At 30.9% G+C, this 23,300-nt stretch carries 19 protein-coding genes and 1 riboswitch; of the genes, 3 read left to right on the top strand and 16 right to left on the bottom strand.

Going from position 1 to position 23,300, the window contains the following annotated elements:
- Nucleotides 1-17: 17 nt before the first annotated feature.
- A riboswitch (TPP riboswitch) is annotated at nt 18-121 on the bottom strand.
- Between the two features lie 204 nt (nt 122-325).
- Complete coding sequence (locus Q0V24_RS01915) at nt 326-3,466, top strand: cellulose binding domain-containing protein (RefSeq protein ID WP_297518151.1); 3,141 nt, start codon at nt 326-328, stop codon at nt 3,464-3,466.
- A gap of 50 nt (nt 3,467-3,516) precedes the next feature.
- Here the strand turns inward: Q0V24_RS01915 and Q0V24_RS01910 are convergent, their stop codons facing one another.
- On the bottom strand, nt 3,517-4,239 hold the full coding sequence (locus Q0V24_RS01910) for a hypothetical protein (RefSeq protein WP_297518148.1): 723 nt from the start codon (nt 4,237-4,239) through the stop codon (nt 3,517-3,519).
- A gap of 260 nt (nt 4,240-4,499) precedes the next feature.
- Here Q0V24_RS01910 and Q0V24_RS01905 point away from each other — a divergent pair, with 260 nt between their 5' ends.
- The gene (locus Q0V24_RS01905; protein WP_297518146.1) at nt 4,500-7,649 is read left to right on the top strand and encodes a carbohydrate-binding protein; all 3,150 of its coding nucleotides are present in this window, start codon (nt 4,500-4,502) and stop codon (nt 7,647-7,649) included.
- Nucleotides 7,650-7,725: 76 nt separating this feature from the next.
- Here Q0V24_RS01905 and Q0V24_RS01900 read toward each other — a convergent pair whose 3' ends face one another.
- The 7 genes from Q0V24_RS01900 to Q0V24_RS01870 form a co-directional block, all read right to left on the bottom strand.
- The gene (locus Q0V24_RS01900) at nt 7,726-8,541 is read right to left on the bottom strand and encodes an ABC transporter permease subunit (protein WP_297518143.1); all 816 of its coding nucleotides are present in this window, start codon (nt 8,539-8,541) and stop codon (nt 7,726-7,728) included.
- A complete protein-coding gene (locus Q0V24_RS01895; RefSeq protein ID WP_297518140.1) occupies nt 8,542-9,423 on the bottom strand; it encodes an ABC transporter ATP-binding protein in 882 nt (293 codons plus the stop codon).
- A 175-nt stretch (nt 9,424-9,598) separates the two neighbouring features.
- Complete coding sequence (locus tag Q0V24_RS01890; protein ID WP_297518138.1) at nt 9,599-9,928, bottom strand: hypothetical protein; 330 nt, start codon at nt 9,926-9,928, stop codon at nt 9,599-9,601.
- Between the two features lie 195 nt (nt 9,929-10,123).
- On the bottom strand, nt 10,124-12,031 hold the full coding sequence (selB, locus tag Q0V24_RS01885) for a selenocysteine-specific translation elongation factor (protein WP_297518135.1): 1,908 nt from the start codon (nt 12,029-12,031) through the stop codon (nt 10,124-10,126).
- Nucleotides 12,032-13,417, bottom strand: a complete 1,386-nt coding sequence (selA, locus tag Q0V24_RS01880) for an L-seryl-tRNA(Sec) selenium transferase (RefSeq protein WP_297518199.1) — start codon at nt 13,415-13,417, stop codon at nt 12,032-12,034.
- A gap of 8 nt (nt 13,418-13,425) precedes the next feature.
- Nucleotides 13,426-14,463, bottom strand: a complete 1,038-nt coding sequence (gene selD, locus Q0V24_RS01875) for a selenide, water dikinase SelD (RefSeq protein ID WP_297518133.1) — start codon at nt 14,461-14,463, stop codon at nt 13,426-13,428.
- Between the two features lie 60 nt (nt 14,464-14,523).
- The gene (locus tag Q0V24_RS01870; RefSeq protein WP_297518130.1) at nt 14,524-15,207 is read right to left on the bottom strand and encodes a helix-hairpin-helix domain-containing protein; all 684 of its coding nucleotides are present in this window, start codon (nt 15,205-15,207) and stop codon (nt 14,524-14,526) included.
- Nucleotides 15,208-15,437: 230 nt separating this feature from the next.
- Here Q0V24_RS01870 and Q0V24_RS01865 point away from each other — a divergent pair, with 230 nt between their 5' ends.
- The gene (locus Q0V24_RS01865; protein ID WP_297518127.1) at nt 15,438-16,751 is read left to right on the top strand and encodes a serine hydrolase; all 1,314 of its coding nucleotides are present in this window, start codon (nt 15,438-15,440) and stop codon (nt 16,749-16,751) included.
- A 41-nt stretch (nt 16,752-16,792) separates the two neighbouring features.
- On the opposite strand, the gene Q0V24_RS01860 is transcribed toward Q0V24_RS01865, so the two are convergent.
- The 8 genes from Q0V24_RS01860 to rplU form a co-directional block, all read right to left on the bottom strand.
- Nucleotides 16,793-18,718: a hypothetical protein gene (locus Q0V24_RS01860; RefSeq protein WP_297518124.1), complete on the bottom strand. Its 1,926-nt coding sequence runs from the start codon at nt 18,716-18,718 to the stop codon at nt 16,793-16,795.
- 116 nt (nt 18,719-18,834) lie between these two features.
- Nucleotides 18,835-19,740: an RluA family pseudouridine synthase gene (locus Q0V24_RS01855; protein ID WP_297518121.1), complete on the bottom strand. Its 906-nt coding sequence runs from the start codon at nt 19,738-19,740 to the stop codon at nt 18,835-18,837.
- Between the two features lie 11 nt (nt 19,741-19,751).
- Complete coding sequence (gene yqeK / locus Q0V24_RS01850) at nt 19,752-20,324, bottom strand: bis(5'-nucleosyl)-tetraphosphatase (symmetrical) YqeK (protein ID WP_297518117.1); 573 nt, start codon at nt 20,322-20,324, stop codon at nt 19,752-19,754.
- A 127-nt stretch (nt 20,325-20,451) separates the two neighbouring features.
- Nucleotides 20,452-20,757, bottom strand: coding sequence for a ribosome assembly RNA-binding protein YhbY (gene yhbY / locus Q0V24_RS01845; protein WP_297518114.1), 306 nt, complete (start codon nt 20,755-20,757; stop codon nt 20,452-20,454).
- 19 nt (nt 20,758-20,776) lie between these two features.
- Nucleotides 20,777-22,063: a GTPase ObgE gene (gene obgE / locus Q0V24_RS01840; protein WP_297518111.1), complete on the bottom strand. Its 1,287-nt coding sequence runs from the start codon at nt 22,061-22,063 to the stop codon at nt 20,777-20,779.
- Nucleotides 22,064-22,254: 191 nt separating this feature from the next.
- A complete protein-coding gene (gene rpmA / locus Q0V24_RS01835) occupies nt 22,255-22,551 on the bottom strand; it encodes a 50S ribosomal protein L27 (RefSeq protein WP_297518108.1) in 297 nt (98 codons plus the stop codon).
- Between the two features lie 4 nt (nt 22,552-22,555).
- Nucleotides 22,556-22,927 carry a ribosomal-processing cysteine protease Prp gene (locus Q0V24_RS01830; protein ID WP_297518105.1) on the bottom strand — a complete coding sequence of 124 codons (372 nt, stop codon included), beginning with the start codon at nt 22,925-22,927 and terminating at the stop codon, nt 22,556-22,558.
- A gap of 4 nt (nt 22,928-22,931) precedes the next feature.
- Nucleotides 22,932-23,243 carry a 50S ribosomal protein L21 gene (rplU, locus tag Q0V24_RS01825; protein ID WP_297518102.1) on the bottom strand — a complete coding sequence of 104 codons (312 nt, stop codon included), beginning with the start codon at nt 23,241-23,243 and terminating at the stop codon, nt 22,932-22,934.
- Nucleotides 23,244-23,300 lie beyond the last annotated feature (57 nt).

Here is a 23,300-nt window from a genome sequence, read left to right as displayed (position 1 = left end):
ACTTAGTTATAAGATTTTTTTAAATTTTAATGCTTTCCTACGCTGGTATTAACCAAATCAGGTTCAAGGGTCAATTCAATAATTAGAATTTCTCAGCCATAAGGCGCCCCTAGCAATATTCATTTATACTCTTATAATATTTTAAAATATAAAATCTGTCAAATCTTTAGCAAAATTCACCTTTAATCCTTTATTAAGTTAACTTAACTTTATCTTGTAAACCCGCCTATCATCCTGTCATAATTTGTTTCATGGTTTTATTTTACTTTTTTTGTCATTAATGAGATTATAAGGATGTAAATGTTTTTATAAGGGGGATTTTTTTATGAATAAAACGTTTAATAAAATCAAAAGAGCTACTAGCTTCTTAATTTGTACTATGTTTGCACTTGCGCTTACTCCTAATTTTACAGCGCTTGCAAATGATACAAAGGCAGCATCTGGTGCTCCTGGAAAACCAACTATTCAACACGACCAATATGGTAATGATGTTGATGGTAATTTCAATATAAGTTCTAGTATGTATTATGGAAATAATGCTACTAAGTACACTCTTTATGAAAGAATAGGAATAAAAAATGATTTTACACCTATCGCTTCTGGAGAACTTGTTGATGGAACTCCAAGTCCACAACATGTACAAGTACCAATCTCAGGTAGATCATTACCTGGAACTTATTACTATTATATGGAGTTTAGCAATGAATTTGGTAAAACAACTAGTGATACTATTTCTCTTAAAGTCGGAATGACTGAAATGAGCAAAATAGTAATAGATATAATTGATGATGAGCAAACTCAAAATCAATTTACTATTGAACAAGGAGTTGCACAATACAAGTTAATTCATGTAGATGCAAAGAATCCTAAGTTCTCAGTTGTTTCAAGCAATACTACAGTTGCAAATGCTACTATTATTAATGGTGATACTCTTAAAATCGAAGGTGTTTCTGGTGGTAGAACAGGTCTTAAAATCACAGAAGAAACTACTGGAGAAACAAGACATATCGGTGCTAGAGTCCTAAATGAGGATAAGACACTTCCTGGTATGCCTGATTACTTATCACTTGGACAAGTTTCTGAAGATAGAGAGGGTGACCTTGAATTTTGGAGAGATATTGATTCAGATGATACTAATAAAAGAATGGATATAAGATATATCTACATTAATGGTGGTCCTTTCTCTGGATGGAGAACATGGACTAGTGAAGATGGTGCTAGAGCTAAAACTTATATCAAAGAAAGCTTAAAACTTGGTATGATACCTTTCTTCGTTTATTATAATATTCCTGATGATGCCGAGGATTACTTAGTAGATTTAGAGCACATCAATAGCAAAGATTATATGGAAGCTTACTTTAAAGATTTAAAATTCTTCCTTGATATTTGTATTGAATATGCTGGTGATGAAACTGTTGGTATGATATTTGAACCTGATTTCCTTGGATATATGATGCAACAATCTGGTAAACAACCAGATGAAATAAGTGCTCTTGTTGATGCTGCTTATAGCTCAGGTGTTCTTGAAAAAGGTAAAGACCCACAATTTGAAAACAATGTTAAAGGTCTTGTTGAAGCTATAAACTACACAGTAGAAAAATATTATCCACAAGCTTACAATGGGTGGCAGTTTAATATCTGGTCATATGAAGAACCTGGTATACCATCTCAAGGTCTTCTTCACAAAACAGAATTTATAGGTTGGGAGCCTGGTAGAGAGTATATTAAAAATGCTGCTCAAATCACTGCTGATTACTATAAATCTGCTGGAATAAATTCATATGGAACAGAATTTATCTCTATAGATAAATATGGTCTTGATGGAGCTTATGAGGGCGGTGCTGCTGAGGATCCCAAAAGTTCAAAGTGGCTTTGGAATGCAGATATATGGGATAACTATCTTTTATATACAAACACATTACACGAAGTTACAGAACAGCCAGTTATTTTATGGCAGTTACCTGTAGGTCGTCTTAATGATTCACAGGAACCAAATCCATATAATAATGGTAAGTTCCCTCCTTTATCAAATGAAGTTGGACACTATGAAGATTCTGCTCCAACATTCTTCTTTGGAGATACTTTTGATGCTGGTGGTGGAAATAGAACTGACTACTTTGGTAAAAGTGAAGCTAATGACCCAAAAATAACAGCTAACGCTGATGTTATTACCTGGGGAGATCATATGCAAGAAGCTAAAGATGCTGGAGTAATTTCTATGCTATTTGGAGCTGGTGTTGGTGCTAGTACTGATGCTGTAGGTTCACCTCCTGCTGATGATTATTGGTGGATAACTAAGGCTCAAAGATACCTTAAAAATCCACTACCACTTGATGGGGATACTCCAAAACCAGATAAAATCCCACCAAGAAAACCTTCTATAACTTCTTCAGTTGCTCAAACAGTAACAGGAGATTATAAAATAACTTCAACTATCACAGCTAATTCACATGCTGATAGCTTTGAATTATTTGAAAATGGAAAAGTTATAGATAAAGGACCTGTGACTTCTGATAAAAAAGTTATTGAAACAGACTTTACTAAAAAGCCTGTAGGTGCTTATGAGTACTATATTAAATTAACTAATAAAGATGGTCAAAGTACAAGTAATAAAGTGACTGTAACAGTTGTTAAAGATGAAATTGTTGACCCACCTATAGATCCACCTATTGACCCACCTATTGATCCAGATGATGCTTCTTATGAAGTAGATTTTGAAATCACTCAAGACTGGGGAAGTGGTGCTAACTATGTTATGACTGTCTCTAATACTGGGACAACAGAAATTAAAAACTGGGAATTAACTTTTGATTTTGCAGATAATATCCAAGGTTCTTGGGATGTTGATATGACTATCAAAGATGGTAAATACTCAGTTAAGCCAAAATCTTGGAATTCTTCAATCCCAGCTGGTAGCTCTGTAAGTTTTGGTGGTGCTTCTAAAAGTGGACTTACTGATAAAAAGCCTGAAAATATTAAATTAACAGGTGATGGAATTGGTGATATCACTCCTCCAAGCCCAGAAAAGCCACTTAAATCTACAATGAAAAGTTCAACTTCTGTAAGTGAAGATGGAAAGTATTCTGTAACTGCTACTCTTCCAGAAAATCATAAAGCTGATAGCTTTGAGATATTCGAGAATGGTAAAGTTATAAAATCAGGTGCTATCTCAACTTCTACTATAAAAGTTGATTTAACAAAAACTGAAAAAGGTAGCTATGATTATTATGTAAAACTTACTAATAAACATGGTTCTACTAATTCAAACAAAGTAACTGTAACTGTAAATATTGGTGGTGGAGAAACTCCAGACCCCGATTTATCAAGTGCATGGAAACCAAATGTGAGTTATAAAATTGGTGATGTTGTAAGCTACAAAAATGTAGAATATAAATGTCTTCAACCTCACTCATCATTAATTGGTTGGGAGCCATCTAATGTTCCTTCACTTTGGTCAAAAATCTAAATAAAATAAAAGGTTGCTATCATTGATTTGGTAGCAACCTTTTTTACTATCTATACGTAATTATAATTTGTCCAGAATGTTATATTTATTACTAAGTCCTCAATAGGTCCTTCACTTACAACCGTATCCATAAATAGCGCCTGTGGTGCTGGTACTACATAATCATAACTATAACTATCAGGTCCATTTTCTGATTCTGTAATTATATCTGACATGTGCTTTTTAATATCTTCTTTCTCAAGCTCTGGCAGTACTGCTCTTATAACTTTCATTTCTTCATCACTTATAACTAATCCTTTTTCACTATTAATATTAAATCCTATTATTATCTTACTTCCAAAATCTTCACTTGTTGTATTAACTGCAAATTCAGTAGATATATTTTTCAAACTTGATTCTTCATTTTTATTAAGAAAATCTACTACATAATTAGTTTCTTCACTTATTGCACCATTTTTATATCCACCAGTTGAACTATTTTCAAAGTTTTCTAACATTAGTGCACTTCCGTTAGCAAGTCTTTTTTGATGAGATTCTGCTGCTGTTGTTATATCTCCTAATTTAGTAGCTCCTTTAAATTCTGATTCTGTTAATCCTTTTATATCAACTTCTGCTACATTTATTTCTTTTGCTTCTACTTCTTTTCTTTCTTCTTTTTCACTTTCTACTTGTTCTTTATTCTGTTCTGCTACTTTCTCATTACTACTTCCACACCCTACTAATAAACTTCCTGCTAAAACTGCACATAATGATAAGACTAAAATTTTCTTCATAAAATCCTCTCCCTATATATAAACTCTCATTTTAATATTATATTATTTTCCATTTTATGTAAACCTTAACTATGTTATGTTTGTTTGAATAAATTTGATAGTCTTATTTATCTTTATCTTCTAAATTTCTAAAACACTGTAGACTCTAGTTCTAATAACGCTCATTTTGTTATTATTTGTATCTTGAAATTATTTTACATTTTATCCCAATTGTGAGAACATAAAAATGTATTATATTTTTTAATAAAGGGGGACTTTTTATGAGAAAAATGTTTAACAAACTTAAAAGAACTACAAGTTTATTTATTTGTTTAACATTTGTACTATCACTTGCACCTAGCATGTTAGCTTTTGCTAATCCTAAAACTGCTAGCGGTGCTCCTGGAGCGGCTATTCTACAACATAACCAATATGGTAATGATGCTGATGGTGAATATACTATCAGTTTTAGTATGTGGTATGGAAATAACGGCTCTAGCTATAAACTATATGAAAGAATTGGAGTTAAAAATGACTTTGTTGAGGTTGCTTCCGGTAAGCTTGTTGATGCAAGTCCAAACCCACAACATGGTGAAGTTCAAATATCAGGTAGAAAACTTCCTGGTACTTATTACTACCAATTAGAGCTTATAAATGAATTTGGTTCAACAATGAGCGAGCCTATTTCACTTAGAGTTGGTTCTGCTGAAATGAGTGATATTGTTATTGATATAGTTGATGATGAAAAAACTCAAAGTCAATTCACAGTAGAGCAAGGTACAACAGAATATGACCTTATTCATATTGATGTTGAAAATCCTAAATTCTCTGTAATATCAAGTAACACATCAGTTGCTAAGGCTTCAATTGTAAACGGTACTACTCTTAAAATCGAAGGTGTTGATGGTGGTAGAGCTGGATTTAAAATTGTTGAAGAAACAAGTGGTGAGGTTAGACATGTAGGATGTAGAGTTCTTGAAGAGGATAAAACACTTCCTGGAATGCCTGACTATCTATCAATTGGACAAGTTTCAGAAGATACAGATAATGACTTAAACTTTTGGAGAGATATTGATACTGATGATACTAATAAAAGAATGGATATAAGATATATCTACATTAATGGTGGTCCTTTCTCTGGTTGGAGAAGCTGGACAACTGAAGATGGTGCTAGAGCTAAAAGATATATTACTGAAAGTTTAAAACTTGGAATGATACCATTCTTCGTTTACTATAATATCCCTGACTCATCAGAAGATTATGCTACTGACCTTGCTCATATAAATGATACAAAGTATATGGAAGCTTATTTCAAAGATTTAAAATTCCTTTTAGATATTTGTATTGAATATGCTGGTGATGAAACTGTTGGTATGATATTTGAGCCAGATTTCCTTGGATACATGATGCAACAATCAGGTAAACAACCAAATGAAATAAGTGCTGTTGTTGAGGCTGCTTATACTTCTGGTGTTCTTGAAAAAGGCAAAGACCCTGACTTTGAAAATAATGTTAAAGGTCTTGTTGAAGCTATAAACTACACAGTTGAAAAATATTATCCTCAAGCTTATAATGGCTGGCAGTTTAATATCTGGTCATATAATCAGCCTGGAGTTCCAGGTCAAGGATTACTTCATAAAACTGAATATGCTGGTTGGGATGAAGGTAGAGAATTTATTAAAGATGCTGCCACTACGACTGCTGAATATTATGATGCTGCTGGTATAAACTCTTATGGAACAGAATTTATCTCTATAGATAAATATGGTCTTGATGGAGCTTATGAAGCTGGTGCACCTGAGAATCCAAAAGATTCAAGATGGCTTTGGAATGCTGATATTTGGAATAACTATCTTTTATATACTAAGACTTTACATGAAGTAACAGAGCAACCTGTAGTTCTTTGGCAACTTCCTGTAGGACATCTTAATTCTACTCAAACACCAGACTCTTATGATGGTGGAAACTTTGATGATTTATCAAATGCAGTTTCTCATTATGAAGATTCTGCACCAACATTCTTCTTTGGAGATACTTTCAAAGCTGGTGGAGATAAAAGAACTGAGTACTTCTCTACAAATGAAGCTAATGATTCTAAAATCACAGCCGAAGGAGATATGATTACTTGGGGTGGACATATGGAAGAAGCTAAGGATGCTGGAGTAATCTCTATGCTATTTGGAGCTGGAGTTGGAGCTAGTACAGATGCCGTTGGTTCTCCTCCTACTGATGATTATTGGTGGATAACTAAAGCTCAACATTACTTTAAAAATCCACTTCCATTAGATGGGTCAATTAACCCTCCGACACCTGATTTAGATAAACCTAGAAAACCTTCTATAATAGCCTCTACAAATGAGACTCAAACTGGTGATTATAGTGTAACTGCTACTATACCAGCAAATTCACTTGCACTTGGTTATGAGATATTTGAAAATGAAGATTTAATTGATTTTGGTAATATAGAAGCAAATTCAGCTCAAAAAGTTATCAAAAAAGATTTCACAAAAAAAACTATTGGAGATTATAATTACTTTATAAAACTTTCAAATAAAAATGGTGAAACTTGTAGCTCAACTATCAAAGTTTCTGTAACTGAAGAAATTGTTGAGCCACCTATTGACCCTCCTACTGAAAATGATGGCTATAAAGTTGAGTTTGAAGTAACTCAAGATTGGCATAGTGGTGGAAATTATCAAATGACAATATTTAATAATGGTTCAGAGCCTATAACAGATTGGTCATTATCATTTGAATTTGCTAAGAAAATCCAAAGTGCTTGGGATGTAAACTTCACATCAAAAGATAGTGTTTACACAGTTAAACCAAATTCTTGGAATGGAAGTATCCCTGCTAAAGGTTCAATAAGTTTTGGTGGTGCTTGTGATGGTGGTATTGGTGATATTAAACCTACTAATATCAAACTTACAGGTAAAGGAATTGGTGAGGGTGATATAACTCCTCCTCCAACACCTGAAAGCCCTAAAAAAGCTACAATCACAGCTTCTACAGCTGATAGTAAAGATGGTAATTATTCAGTAACTACATCTATCCCAAAAGATAGTAAAGCTACTAAATATGAAATATTCGAAAATGGTAAATCTATAAAATCTGGAAAAGTTACAGCAGCGGCTGCTACTATAAAACATGATTTAAAGAAAACTGAAAGTGGAAACTTTGAGTACTATGTGACTCTTACAAATGATACTAATTCAACAAATTCAGATAAAATATCAGTAAAAGTAACTATAGATTCTGAGGGTGGTGGTGGAAACCCAGACCCTGAAGTTCAAGCTTGGAAAGCTGGTGCAGACTATAAAAAAGGTGATATTGCAACTTATAGTGGTAAAACTTATAAGTGCTTACAACCTCACTCAGCACTTAATGGATGGGAGCCTTCAAATGTTCCTGCTCTTTGGACAGCTATCTAAATAACTAATTTAAAACAAATAAAACGGAACTGTATTTTCTCATACAGTTCCATTTTTTATATGCTTTTATTCTAATTTAAACTCTAAAATCTCTTTTCTTATATAAAATAAATGTTAATCCCATACTCACTATTATAAATAAAATACTTATTCCTAAATATCCAAAATCCAAACCATTTGCTACTATTTCTGATGGTGCAAATTTATCATATGGAGAAAAGTATTTTACAAATTCAAATTTTTCATTAAACTTTGCAACTATTCCAAGTATATAGCTTGCAAAGAATATTCCAAGTCCTATCTGTATAGGTGATTTATTATCTTTAAGTAAAACTGATATTAAAAATCCTACACTCATAAATATAAATGCTACTATAAATGAACCTACAAGTATCTCTTTTATCTGCATAAAAGTATCTAACTGATTTGCTTCACCACTTGTAAAAGCTGCTACAAATCCAAAACTAACAATTCCTATTATAGTAATAACTATAAATAATGAGATTATACTTACCATAAATTTCTTTAAAACTATTGAAGTTCTTGTTATTGGCTTTGAATATAAAAATTCAATAGTCCCCTCACTCTCTTCTTTGCTTAAAGCTGAAGTTCCAATCATAGCACCATAAATACATATAGCCATTAATATATACTGAAATGAATAAGCAAAATAATCAACTATATTAGTAAAATCCATTGTTGTTGAAATATTAAACATTTCTAGCATTACAGGTGGTAATGCATCCATTTTTGCCATCATTATATCCATCATATCCATGCTTTCCATTGTAGGAAACATAGACATAAATAAAGTTAGTACAAGTGATGTAACTACTGACCAAATCATTATAGATTTCATATTCTTTTTAAGTTCAAACTTTATAACATTCATCTATTTATCCCCCTCATAATAGTGCATAAAACTATCTAACAATTCCTCTTCACATATACTTAAATCTATTATTTTATACTTTGTAAGCTTTAGTAAAAGTTTATTCATATCATCACTATAATTAAACTCAAACTTATTTCCTGTAACTTTTATATTTTTTGAAAACTCTTTTAAATTTTCACTTTTAATGTCATCACTAATAACTGTTATCTTTTTCTTTTTCATCTCTTTTAGGCTACTCATATCTTTTATATCTATAATTTCACCTTCTTTTATGATTATAGCTTTATCACAATAACTTTGAACCTCTGTTAGATTATGACTTGATAAAAATATAGTTTTTCCTTTTTTACTTTCTTCTAAGATAATTTCAAAAAGATTTTTTTGCACTAAAGGGTCAAGTCCATTAGTAGGCTCATCTAAGATAATAAGTTCTGGTGATGCTATCAAAGCTTGTACTATAGCTATCTTCTTTTTGTTCCCAAGTGATAATTCTTTCATCTTTTTATTCATATCAATCTCAAGTTTACTACAAATATAATCTACTCTTTCATTATCTATATTTTTATAAAAACTTTTTGCATATGCAATTATATCTTTAACTTTTACACTTTCATAAAATCTAACTTCACTTGGAACATATCCAACTCTTTCTTTTATCTCTTTTGAGTTTACTTCACAATCTTTCCCAAAAATCTTAGCTTCTCCACTATCCTTAAAAATCATATTAAGAAGAATTTTTATAGTAGTTGATTTACCTGCCCCATTAGGTCCTATAAACCCAACAATTTCTCCTTTTTTAATATGAAATGAAACATCTTTTACCCCTCTTGAACCATTATAATTTTTATTTAATTTATCTACACTAATAACACTACTCATCTTTACCCCCTCCTATTCTTAATCCTTTTCACCTTTTAGTTTTAATCTCTTTCTATATTCCTATCTTATTATTCTAATTCTTCTTTGACAACTAAAATCCTCTAAGTTGCACATTACTAACTGTATTTTGCACAAAAGAAAAAGCTATGATATAACATCATAACTTTTTTATATTCTATATAAATACTTTTTCTATCGTATAATTGCATTCTTTCTCATTAAAACTTTTAATTGTAATCAAAACTGTTTCTGGTTGTGCTGCCTCTATTTTTTCTTTAAGAATATATGATTTTTCACAACCTTCAATACTCATTTTTAGATTTTTAATCTCTTTAAAGTTTGAAATTGATGTTTTCTTTTCATCATTAACCTTTAGCCTTTTTATCTTTGCAGTGTTTTCAGCATCTTCAGTAGTAAATAATATTTTTTCTATTTTTTGATCACTCGTATTTTTAACTTTTAAATATACTCTATTAACTTTCCCTCTCACACCTAATAAAATCATTCTAGCTCACCCCTTAAACATATTTATAAGTTCATTGTAATTTGTTATTTATTGGAAGTAAAGAGTTTTTAATTATTATTCAAAACTAAAATCAATATATAAGCTATTTGGAATTTTATAACTGCTTCTTCACTAAACTCTTTTACATCTGTTGGTATATATCCTCTTCTAACTACTTTACTCATAACTTCTCTCCTATGCTAAAACTCTTCCCTCACCATCTCTTTTAGTCACTTTTTCTTTATCTAACTTTTCTAGAAATGCAACTAAATATCTTCTTGATGTATCTATTATCTCTTTTAAATCAGAAAGTGTTATTATTCCATTTTCTTTTATAAACTCTATAACTCTACCTTTTTCCACATCATAAAACTTTGATAAAACATATAAGTTATCTTCTAAGTATATTAATGTTCCATCTTCTATAAACATTGATAATACAAGTTTACAATCTTTTTTATTCTTTTGACTTTTGATTATATCTTCAAATCTAGGTGCTGCAAATTTATAGTTTTCATACTCATCTAAAATAAAGTTTCTTATCTCATCTTGTTCTTTACTTAATTTTATTTTATATCCCCTTGGACAAATCATAGTCCCTTTAATTTCAATTGAATCTCTATCTTTTAAAACTTCTAAGATTAAATCAAATATATCATTTTTAATTTTTTTCTCTATAAGTTTATTCCTTAAAGCATCTTTATTTATTCCAAGCTTCAATGGATTTTGCTCATAAAATTCTTTATAAATTCTATCAAGATTATTTTCAAGTTTTAAAATATATCTATTATGGAATACTATATCTTTAGAAATCTTTACAATTTTTTTATCTTCTATAAGTACTTCAATTGCTTCCTTAACTTCTTCTTCTGAAATATTAAGTGTACTTGCTATCTCTTTTGAATTTATAAACTCTTTACTTTTTTCCTGTATTATATTTTCAATTTGAGTTTTACTATCTCCACTTTCTTTCATTTTTAAAGTTTCTATATATTCTTCTCTAAATCTTTTTGCTTTTATAGGTTTTGCATCAAGCACAGTTCCGCCAGCTATAGTGTGCATAGGTGAATATGTTCTTATAACAATTCTATCTCCAACCTTAGCTGATATTTCTTCTTCAAGTCTAAGTTGTACAAATCCCTCTTCACCTGCTAAAAGTTCTTGTGTATCAAGTAATACAACTCTTCCCATAACTTCTTTTGCATAATGATATACTCTAACTCTTTGTCTATTTTCAAGCTTTCCATTATATGAATCAAGTACTTTTAATTTTAAATCTGTCATATAAGAAATCTCTTGTTTTCCTATTTCAGATAAAAACATGCCTCTCTCAACTTCTTTTTTACTGTCATAGACAATATTTATAGCTGCTCTCTCACCTGCTATTGCAATATCTGTATCTTTTCCATGAATTTGTATCCCTCTAACTTTTACATTTATAATTTCATCTACATCTGCTAAAAGTTCAAGTTCATCACCTATTTTCACGCTTCCTCCAAGGACAGAACCTGTAACCACAGTTCCAAATCCTTTTACCTTAAATACTCTATCTATTGGAAGTCTAAATATTTCACCCTTGTCTTTTTCTTCTACTATATTAACTTCGTTGTTAATTGCCTCACATAAATCTTTAACTCCATCACCAGTTTTTGATGATACAGATATTATAGGAGAATCCTTCATAAAAGTATTAGATAAAAAATCTCTAACTTCTTCTTTCATAAAATCAGACCACTCACTATCAACCAAATCACTTTTAGTTAAAACAACTATTCCTTTTTTGATATTTAAAAGATTTAAAATCTCCATATGCTCTCTAGTCTGTGGCATAATCCCCTCATCACTAGCTATAACAAGCATTACAATATCTATTGAAGAAACCCCTGCAACCATATTCTTTATAAATTTTTCATGGCCTGGGACATCTATAATTCCAGCAAGAGTATCATCATTTAATTTAAAGTAAGTATAACCATTATTTATAGTTATCCCCCTTTTTTTTTCTTCTTCCATTGTATCTGTATCAACCCCTGTAAGAGCTTTTACAAGTGCAGTTTTCCCATGGTCTATATGACCTGCTGTTCCTATTATTATATGTTTCATCTATATCACACCTACTTCCTCTAAAGCATCAACAATAATACTATATTCTTCTTTTCTTATTGTTCTAATATCAAGAAGTACTTTATCTTTACTTATTCTAACTATCACTGGAATTTTATAATCTCTAAGTCTTTTTTCAAGTTCATTTGAACTTAGCTTTGAATCTATCTCTATAACATAAGTTTTAAGTTCTTGCTCTGGCATAGAACCTCCACCTACAAAAGAAACATCTTCTTTTATATTAAACTTATATTTATTCATCTTACTTAGACTCTCTATAAAGCCTTCTGCTCGGACCTTTAAACTATCTAAACTCTCTGTTATCATACCTAAAGTTGGGATATTTTCTATAACAGTTTCCTCTTTTAAATACTCTAAAAGTGTAGCTTCAAGTGCTGCAAGAGTAAATTTATCAACTCTTAAAGCTCTTGTAAGTGGATTATTTTTAAGTTTATCTATATAAGTTTTCTTTCCAACAATAATTCCTGCCTGTGGGCCTCCAAGCATTTTATCTCCTGAAAAACTAACTATATCAATCCCTGCCTCAACAGAATCTTTTACAGTTTTTTCTCCATTTAATATATTAGGTAAGTTAATTAAAACTCCACTACCTAAATCTTCATAAGTTATAATGTTATTTTCTTTTCCTATCTGTGCTAATTCTTTTGATGTTACTTCCTTAGTAAAACCAATAATTTTATAATTTGAACTGTGAACCTTTAAAAGAACTCCTGTATTTTCATTTATAGCATTTTCATAATCTTTTGTATGTGTTCTATTAGTTGCACCTACTTCTTTTAGAATAGCTCCAGAATATTCCATAACATCTGGAATTCTAAAAGAACCACCTATTTCAACAAGCTCTCCCCTTGATATAACTGCCTCTTTACCTCTAGCAATTTCATTTAAAATAAGCATAACTGCTGCCGCATTATTATTAACAACAAGAGCGGCCTCTGTACCTATGAGTTTATTTAATATCCCCTCAATATGAGAATATCTTGACCCTCTCTGCCCTTCTTTTAAATTATATTCAAGGTTAGAATAATTTTTTGCCACCTCACATACTGCATCTACAGATTTTTTTGATAAAACTGAACGCCCAAGATTAGTATGAATTACTATTCCTGTAGCATTTATAACTCTTTTTAAACTACTCTTAAAATCATCTTTAAGAATACTCTTTGCTTTATCAATAATCTCTTTTTCATCTACTATATTTATAATCTCTTTTTTCAAAATTTTATCTCTATAAAAAGATAAGGAATCTCTTAAAGCAAGTTTAACCCTTTCTCTAGTAAATTCCTTTGTAAGTTCTTTTCCTATTTTACTTTCTAAAATAGGGTCTACCTTTGGTAGACCCCTTAATAATTCTTTCATTATAATTCCTCCTATTATTCAACAATAATAGAAGTTCCTTTAAAGTCCTCAACAGTTCCTATAACAGCACTTTTCATAGGTAACTTTTCAAGTTCTGCCATAATATCCATATAATCCTCAGCCCTGCATGTAAATGCAAGTCCTCCAGAAGTTTGCGGATCAAATAAAATATCTCTTAGCCAAGGCTCTACATCAATAAGTTCATATTCATCCTTAACATATTCTCTATTTCTATAAGAACCACCTGGCACAAACCCTTGCTTTGCAAGTTCTTTAGCCTCTTCTATATATGGAATACTCTCCTTAAATAATCTAAAAGTCTTATTTGAAGGCTTCGCCATTTCATATATATGACCTATTAATCCAAAGCCAGTAATATCAGTACATGATGATATCTCATACTTTGTAATAATATCAGCTGCATATTTATTAAGATAAGTCATAATATCAACTGCCTTTTTATAAGCACTATCACTAGCTGCGCCACCTTTTAATGCTGTACTTATTATCCCAGTACCAACTGGCTTAGTTAAGATTATTATCTCACCTGTTTTTCCACCATAATTTTTAAGAACTTTATCAGGGTGCACTGTCCCAGTAACTGATAAACCATACTTTGGCTCTTTATCATCTACTGTATGTCCACCAACAATAACAGCTCCAGCTTCAATAACCTTATTAGCTCCACCTTTTAAAATTTCACCAAGTATATTCATATCAAGAGAACTTGGAAAACCAACTATATTAAGTGCAACTATTGCCTTTCCACCCATAGCATAAACATCACTTAAAGCATTTGCAGCAGCAATCTGCCCAAATGTATAAGGGTCATCTACCATAGGAGTAAAGAAATCTAATGTCTGAATTGTAGCAAGGTCGTCAGTTAATCTATAAACCGCTGCATCATCAGATGTGTCTATTCCAACTATTAAATTTTCATCATGCATCTTTGGAAGTTGTGCTAAAATACCTGAAAGAGCCTCCGGCCCTATTTTAGCTGCTCAACCACCTGTTCTTGCTAATGAAGTTAATTTTATTTTTTCTTCTACCATTACTCTCACCTACTTTTCTTTCGTATTATATTAAGATTATATCACATAATCATTATTAAACTAAACTGCAAGTCTATCTCTTATTTTCTCAAAAGTCTTATCTCCAATCCCAGATACTTTAGTTATATCTTCAATAGTTTTAAAACCTCCAGAACTTTCCCTATAATCTATTATCGCACTAGCTTTTGCCTCACCAATTCCAGTTAAAGTTTGAAGTTGTTCTAAAGTTCCACTATTTATGTTTACAATGCCCCCCTCACTTATAATACCTTCATTATTTTGAGCTTCACTACTTCCTTGCATACCTACTATTTCTATTTTTTCTTCTTCTATACTATTTCTATTTCCAACAATAATACATTGTCCATCACTAACAAGACTAGCCCTATTTAAATTATCTGTATTAGCTTCCCCTGTTAATCCACCTGCTTTTTCTATAAGTTCATTTACTCTACTACCTTCTTTTAAAGAGTATACATTAGGATTTTTCACCTCTCCTTTAACCTCTACAACTATATTTTTTTTCTCTTCCAGTTGTTTTGTATTATTATCATTTTTATTGTCCATAATATCAGTTGATGTTTTACTTTTTTCTTCTCCATTTAATTCTTCTTCCTTAAACATTGATAATACTTCTTTTTCGGAAATAACTTCTGCTTCTTTAAATGAATTTATAAAAACCCCTACAGAAACCAACAAAACTAAGCCAACAACACAACCAATTATTCTCTCTTTTTTAGTCATAATAACTTTTTCCACCCCTCATTTGAAAATCTATTAATATTCATTTAAATTATTGACAAGTTTTCAGTATTTTATAGATATTTTTATCATTTTTGTGTATAATTTTTAATTATTTACATAATTTGATAATTAAATTGTTTTAATATATATTAAATCGCAATCATAAAAATTATTATCTAAAATATTTTAATTTTTAGGTGAAAAGATTCTATTTTTAGGGGGAACATTTTATGAAAAACTTTTTTAAGGTGTTACTATCTTCTATAATGCTTTTTAGCTTTACAAGCGTAAATGCATTTGCAACAGATATATCATCTACAGTAAGATCAGAAGGTATGGTTCTTATTGATGCACAAACTGGTCAAATTTTATCTGATAAAAATTCTGATAAAAGATTTCCACCAGCATCAACAACTAAGGTCATGACAGCATTATTAGTTCTTGAAAATTTAGAACTTACTGATATTGTCACAGTAGGAGAAAATCCACCTTTCGCAGAAGGAAGCTCAGTAGCTTTAAAAGAAGGCGATATGTACTCAGTAGAAAGTTTACTACATGCATTGCTTTTACAATCTTCAAATGATACTGCTATGGCTTTTGCTGAGCATATTTCTGGAACAGAAGAAGAATTTGGAAAACTTATGACAAAGAGAGCTAAAGAACTTGGTGCTAAAGATACTAATTTTATGAATGCTAGTGGACTTCCTGATGATGACCACTATACAACAGCATATGATCTATCTTTAGTTTTGAGAGAAGCTCTAAAACATGAAGACTTTATAAGAATTAGTCAGGTTTTAAGTTATGAAATGCCAAAAAGCAGAGTTGATGGAGAAACTAAGTGGGTTAATAACTCAACTACAATGTATAATCCTAATAACTCAAACTATTATGCAGATTTAGTTGCTGCAAAAACTGGTTATACAGACCTTGCTAGAAGCTGCTATGTAGCTGCTGCTAAGAGAGATGGTCAAATGCTTATCACTGTATTATTAAAATCAGAAAATAAATTCCATAACTTTGAGGATACAAGAGCTTTATTTGACTATGGATTTGAAAGTTCTGATTTAGTAAAACTTTATAGCAAAGGTGACCTTGTTACTGATATAACTGTAAATAAAACTAAAGTACCTTTATATACAAGTGATGATGTCTTCTTCCTATTAAAAAAGAATGAGGATACACTTACTAGAGGTACAAAAACACTTTTAGAAACTGGAGTAAAACCTAATTTAAAACTTGAACAAAAAGATTTAACTAAAACCACTTTTAAAGAAGGCGACAAAATACTTTCAACTGATATTTTAGTTGATAATCAAATTGTAGCTAATATCCCACTGCTTAGTGGTGTATCAATGGAATATACTCCTACAAAAGGAGCTTTTGATTTCTTTAAATCTAATATAATGTTTATAGGACTTGGAATTTTTGCTACATTAATTGCAATGTTTATCATAAAAGATAAAATCACACATCGTAGATACAGAAAAAGAGCTAAGAAAATAATTTTTAGAAGTAAAAATAAAAATAAACTACATTGGTAAAAAACAGGGTAGGCTAGTTAAAGCTTACCCTGTTTTTTTGTTTAGTTAATTACAAAGTTAAATAAACTTCCCTCTCTATCATTTATAACTTTTTTATCTACTGCAAACTCAAAATCTTTAAACACTTCACCATCTTCTCGAAGATAATATGTATTTGAACCATGATCATCTTCTCCTAAAGAAGTTATCATATAATAAGTTTTTCCATTTAAATCTATAGCATCACTTACTACTGCTTCTCCTTCGCTAAATAATCTATTAGCAAAATCTTCTTTAAGTCCTTTGTCCATATAACTTTTTATAACTTCATCAGATTCTGTTTTCGAACTTCTTTTAAGTACTTTCTCACCAATTTTAATCTCTGATGCACTAAGTCTTTCTATGATAACTTCTTTACCTTCCTCAGATATTATATTAGTCATAACTGCCTTAAATTTATTCTCGTCTGTATTTTCTAATTCATTATCATATAAAACGAAATTATCTAACTCATATTTATTACCAGTAACTTTTATTTCTCTTATTACTTCCTCTTGAATTAAATAATAGCTAGTTATACCTTCATTTTCAGACTTCCAAAAACCATCAATAGAATTTATATTAAAACCATTATAATAATCAAATCCTAAATCTTTCTCACCAAAGCTTGGACTAAAATCATCCTTATTAGACACACCTTCATATTTAGAATCAATACTAATAACCTTAACTTCCCCATCAATTAAAGTTTTGAATACTCCATCTTTATCTCTAAATATAAATTCATCACCAGACTCTGAAATCCACTCTACATCCTCTTCAATAACTTTTCCATCAATATATACTCTATAAGTAGTTTCTCTGCTCTGTAATGGATTTTGAACTCTATTTAAAGTTTCAATATATACAATTTTTCCACCTTGCTCAAAAATATCAAATTCTCCACCTAAACTTTCAAATATAAGCTCTCCTCCATTACTTCCTGCCTTGTATACTCCTCTATCATTCCCATAATATATATCCTCATAAGCAGTACTAGCCTTACCCTTGACATTCTCTCCAAGCGTTAAAATCTCTAACTTATCCCCTTTTGTTTTAAATGCTTTTGTAATTTCTTTCTCGCCTTCTACAACGTCAAAAGTAATTACACCATTATCCCTACTAAGCTTTCCTGTTAAACTTTTTGTAGTCTGAGCATCTTTTCCTATTTTCTTTTTCTTCACTTCTAACCGCACTTGAGCTACATCTCCTTTAGCCTCATAATAAACAGCCGTATCATCATTTATATCTATTAAGTTAATCTCTTTTTCTGTATCTATTTTATCTTTTTTAATTTCCCCAGTTTTAGTATTAAAATAAATTATTTCTTTATCTAGACTTGTAGTTCCTACAATATCATTAGAAATCTGTATTACTCCATTAGTACTACTAATTTCTATTTTTTCATTTGTCTTTTCTTTTAAAGCCACTAACTTAGTATTATTTTCAATATAAATATAATACTCACCATATATTCCAGCCCCAGCTGTTCCTTCAAATTGCTTTCCTAAACTGACCTTTTCTTTACTCTCTAAATTAAGCTGTATTAAATGTTCTTGTGAATCTACATAATACAAGAACCCATTTTGTGAATACTGCATCAATCCCCCTGCCATTGTTACACTTGTAATACTTGTTCTCTCACCCTTATTATTTATACTTATAACATTATGCTCCCCATTTTCTGACTCCTGAAGTACTATATGTTCATCTTTCTCACTATTATAATATCTATAACCTTTTGTATACTCTCCAAGTTCTAACTGCTCTCCATCTTTTAAAGCTATTAAACTTATATTTTCACTATTCTTTATTTGATCTTCTAAATATACTATATTACTAACCGACTGTTCTTTCCCACTCTCTTTTGCTTCAGAACCACAGCCAATCACTCCCCCTGCCATCATCATTGCTGGTATAATTAAAGCTAATATCTTTTTATTTTTCATTAGTCATCCCCCTAAAATTTATATCTAATAAAATAATATCTTTAATTATTAAACACCATATATACTTTTTCTTAATAATAAAAAAATACGCAGAATAACTCTACGTATTTTATAATCTACTTCTTTAATTTTTCAATTGCTTCATTAAAATCATAAGGTAAATCTGCTCTAAGTAATAGTTTTTCCTCACTTCTAGGACTATAGAAATCTAGTCCATAAGCATGAAGTGCCTGTCTGTTGATAAATTCTTTATCATCTTCATAGAACTCACTTCCATATAATTCATCACCATATATAGGGTGTCCAAGACTTTGAAGGTGTACTCTAATTTGATGTGTTCTACCAGTTTCTAAAAGACATTCAACAAGGTCTGCCCCATCAAAACTTTCTACAACCTTATAATGAGTAACACTATCCTTACCTCTCTCATCAATAACTCTCGCTATTACATCTCCACCAACTCTATATATAGGCTTATTTATAGTACCTTCTTTTTGCTCTAAATTTCCATGAACAAGTGCAAGGTATCTTTTTTCAAATCTCTCAGTTTTCATTTCATCTGATAATCTCATATGCGCAAACTGATTTTTCCCTATAATTATAAGGCCTGAAGTATTCATATCAAGTCTACTAACAAGTCTTACTATACATTTTTGGTTAGTATTTTTAAAATAATTCATAATACCATTAGCAAGTGTCCCTGTATTACAATTCTTTGTTGGATGAACCACCATAAATGGCTTTTTATTTAAAACTAAAATATCAGCATCCTCATAAACTACTTCTACCGGAATATCCTCTGCATCTATATCTTGTGATTCTTCTCTTTCTAAATTCACTTCTATTTTATCACCATCAGTAAGAATAAAATTCATAAAAACAACTTTACCATTAACTTTTACTCTATGTTCTTTTCCTGCTTTTTTTATAAATCTACTTGATAAATCCATAACATCTTTTAGGTATACTTTTATTTTAGCTTTATCATGCTCATTCTCAACAATTTTAGTTAACATACTCATAAAAAACTCTCCTACTTTTTCATCATTTCCATGACTAAATAATTTCTTGCCTCAAAAGTAAGTGGATGTATAACCCTATCTCGCTCTACAACAATCTTTATAGTATTATTAAGCCCTTTTAAAACTCCACTATCTAAATCCTTGTAAGTAATCTCTCTAAGCTCTTCTACACCATCATATACTCTATTTGGTTCTATATAATCTGCAATATATATAATTTTCTCTAAAACAGACATTTCTCTCTTACCTGTACTATGAAAATCTATTGCACTTAAAATTTCTTTATCCTCAACCTTAAAAAGTTTCTTTAAAAGAATTGACCCAACAAATCCATGAAGAATTTGTGGTGATGCTTCTTCTATCTCACCAATTTCAAAATTATGTTTCCTTAAAATTTCTTTCTGTCTCTCTACAACTAACTCTTTTGCTAAATCATGTCCGAGCGCTGCAATCTTGGCTTTTTCTACATCTACCCCATATTTTTTTGCAAGGCTCATAGCAGTCTCACAAACTCCTAAAGTATGTCTATATCTTTTCTCACTTAAATTTTTTTTTAAATAAACTTTTAAATTTGCCTCTAACATATTATTCACCTCATAAATATAATTAACAATTTAATCTTTATTAATTATATCAATTTCTTTACATAATGTGAAACAAATAAAAAAACCACACTCTAGCTTACCTAAAGTATGGTTATCTCTATAATTATTATCTTCTACCTTGAACCGGTAGTTCAATAACTGGATTCTTTGATGATTCTTTGTAAATTACAAGCTTACTTCCGATAGCTTGAATTCCTTCACAACCAATAGCTTCACATATCATATCTGAAACTTCTCTAGCTGTTAAACCACTATTTTCAAGAACTTTTATCTTGATTAGCTCTCTTTTTTCAAGAATTTCTTCTACTTGCTTCAAGAAATTCTCTTCAACTCCATTTTTTCCAACTTGGAATATGCAGTCCATTCTATTAGCCATTCCTCTTAAGAACGCTCTTTGTTTAGTTGTTATCATTAACTTTTCCCTCCTTATGTTACATTAAGTATTCGAATTCGTAATCTTTAAGTCTTACGATATCTTCATCCTCAATTCCTAATTCTCTTAATTCAGTAAATACACCTTTTTCAGTAAGAACTCTATGAAGATGTCTTAATGAATCTGGGTCATTGATATAACTTGACATTAATAATCTATCTACGAAACTTCCCTCAAGTGAATAAACGATTTGTCCATTCTCATTAAGTTTAGTAATTTCATATGTGAATTTCTTATGTTTTGGTATATATCTTTCATCTTCTTCAATGTAAAGGTCTTTAACTGGTATAGTAGCAAGAACTCTTGCCATCTCTTTCATAACTTCCTCTACACCTTGGTTAGTAGCAGCTGACATTTTGAATACACTTTCAAATCCCATAGCTCTAACTTCTTTCTCAAAGTTTAAGTATACTTCATCATCAAATAACATATCTGATTTATTAGCAACTACTATTTGAGGTCTATCCCAAAGTTTCACACTATAATTTCTAAGTTCTTCATTGATTTTTTTGAAATCTGCAACTGGATCTCTACCTTCAACTCCTGATATATCAACTATATGAACTAAAAGTCTAGTTCTTTCGATATGTCTTAAGAATTCAAATCCAAGTCCAACACCTTCTGATGCTCCCTCTATAATACCTGGGATATCAGCCATAACAAATGGTGTTATTCCTTTAGTAGCAACAACTCCAAGATTTGGTTTAAGTGTTGTAAAGTGATAGTTAGCAATTTTTGGTTTAGCTTTAGTAACAACACTTAATAATGTTGATTTTCCAACGTTCGGGAATCCTAAAAGTCCAACGTCAGCTAAAAGCTTAAGCTCAAGAGTTATTTCCATCTCTTCACAAGGCATACCTGGCTCTGAGAATCCTGGTGCCTGTCTTGTAGAAGTACAGAACTTAACATTCCCTCTTCCACCTCTACCACCAGCACATATAACTATTTTATCGCCATCATGTGCAAGATCTGTGATGATTTTATTTGACTCTGTTTCTCTAATTATTGTTCCCATAGGTACTTCAATAACTAAATCTTTTCCATCTCTTCCATAACATTTTGAACCTTGACCGTTCTTTCCATCTTCTGCTATGAATCTTCTATTGTATTTAAAATCTAATAGTGTTGTAATTTGTGAATTAACTTTGATCGTAACATCTCCACCAGCTCCACCATCTCCACCATCAGGACCTCCTAGCGGTATGTACTTCTCTCTTCTGAATGAAATTGATCCATTCCCACCATTACCTGATCTAACCATTATATTGGATTTATCTATAAACATTTACTCACCCTCTCTTCCATTTGTATTTTATCGATATATATTGACTTATACTTAAATTTTGAGAATAAAAATTCTCTTTATTTGTATTATCTCCTATATATATCATTTAAAACCTATATCTAGTTTAATCTATAATAAAATTCTAAAAAAGCACCCTAGTGCTAGGGTGCTTTTTATTTTAAGAATAAAAATTATTCAGCTATCTCTATAATTACAGGGTATACTGAAACTTTCTTTCTATCTCTGCCAAGTCTTTCGTATTTAACAACTCCGTCTACTTTAGTGAATAAAGTATCGTCGCCACCTCTACCTACGTTATTACCTGGGTGGATTTTAGTTCCTCTTTGTCTTACTAAGATGTTTCCGCCTAAAACGAATTGACCGTCTGCACATTTAACACCAAGTCTTTTTGACTCAGAATCTCTACCGTTCTTTGTACTACCCATTCCCTTTTTGTGAGCGAATAATTGAAGGTTCATGATTAACATTATATTACACCTCCTCTTTTTTATAATCTATATATTCACAACGTTTCTTATATCCAAAACTTTGCTCAATGCTTAGAATTACACTCTCTAAGCTCTTTTCAAATGTCTTTAACAACACTTGAGCTTGATTTACTTCATCATCACTGAATCCATTTAAATCAACCTTTAAATAACCATCACTAACTTCATAGTTTACATTTAGCTTTAACACCTCATCTAAACCAATGATGGCGCTTTGAGATAACACAGATACAGAATTGCATACCATGTCATAAGCCTCTCCAGCCAAAATCATATCTCTTTCAACAAGAGCATGATTTTTTATAGTGAAAGAAATTATGTTATTTCTTTTTTCTTCAATTCTAATCTTAATCATAAAATTAAGCTTCGATCTTTTCAATAACTAATTTTGTGTAAGGTTGTCTGTGTCCATTCTTTCTTCTATAGTCCTTTTTAGGCTTGAATTTGAATACCACTACTTTTTTCGCTTTTCCTTGAGCTAATACTTTAGCCACAACTTTAGCGCCCTCAACAACTGGTGTACCAACTTTGATCTCACCATCTTTAGCAACTGCAAGAACCTCAGTTAATTCAACTGTTGTTTCTACTTCAGCCTCAAGTTTTTCAACGAATAATACGTCTCCCTCTTGAACTCTGTATTGCTTTCCACCTGTAGTAATTACTGCGTACATAATAACACCTCCTCATAACGGTCTCGCCACTTAAGGTAACAAGCGAACTTGTTTTAG

The sequence above is a fragment of the uncultured Clostridium sp. genome (genome assembly GCF_947039605.1).
Taxonomy (GTDB): Bacteria; Bacillota; Clostridia; order Clostridiales; family Clostridiaceae; genus Sarcina.
This window is presented reverse-complemented; position numbering and strand designations above follow the sequence as displayed.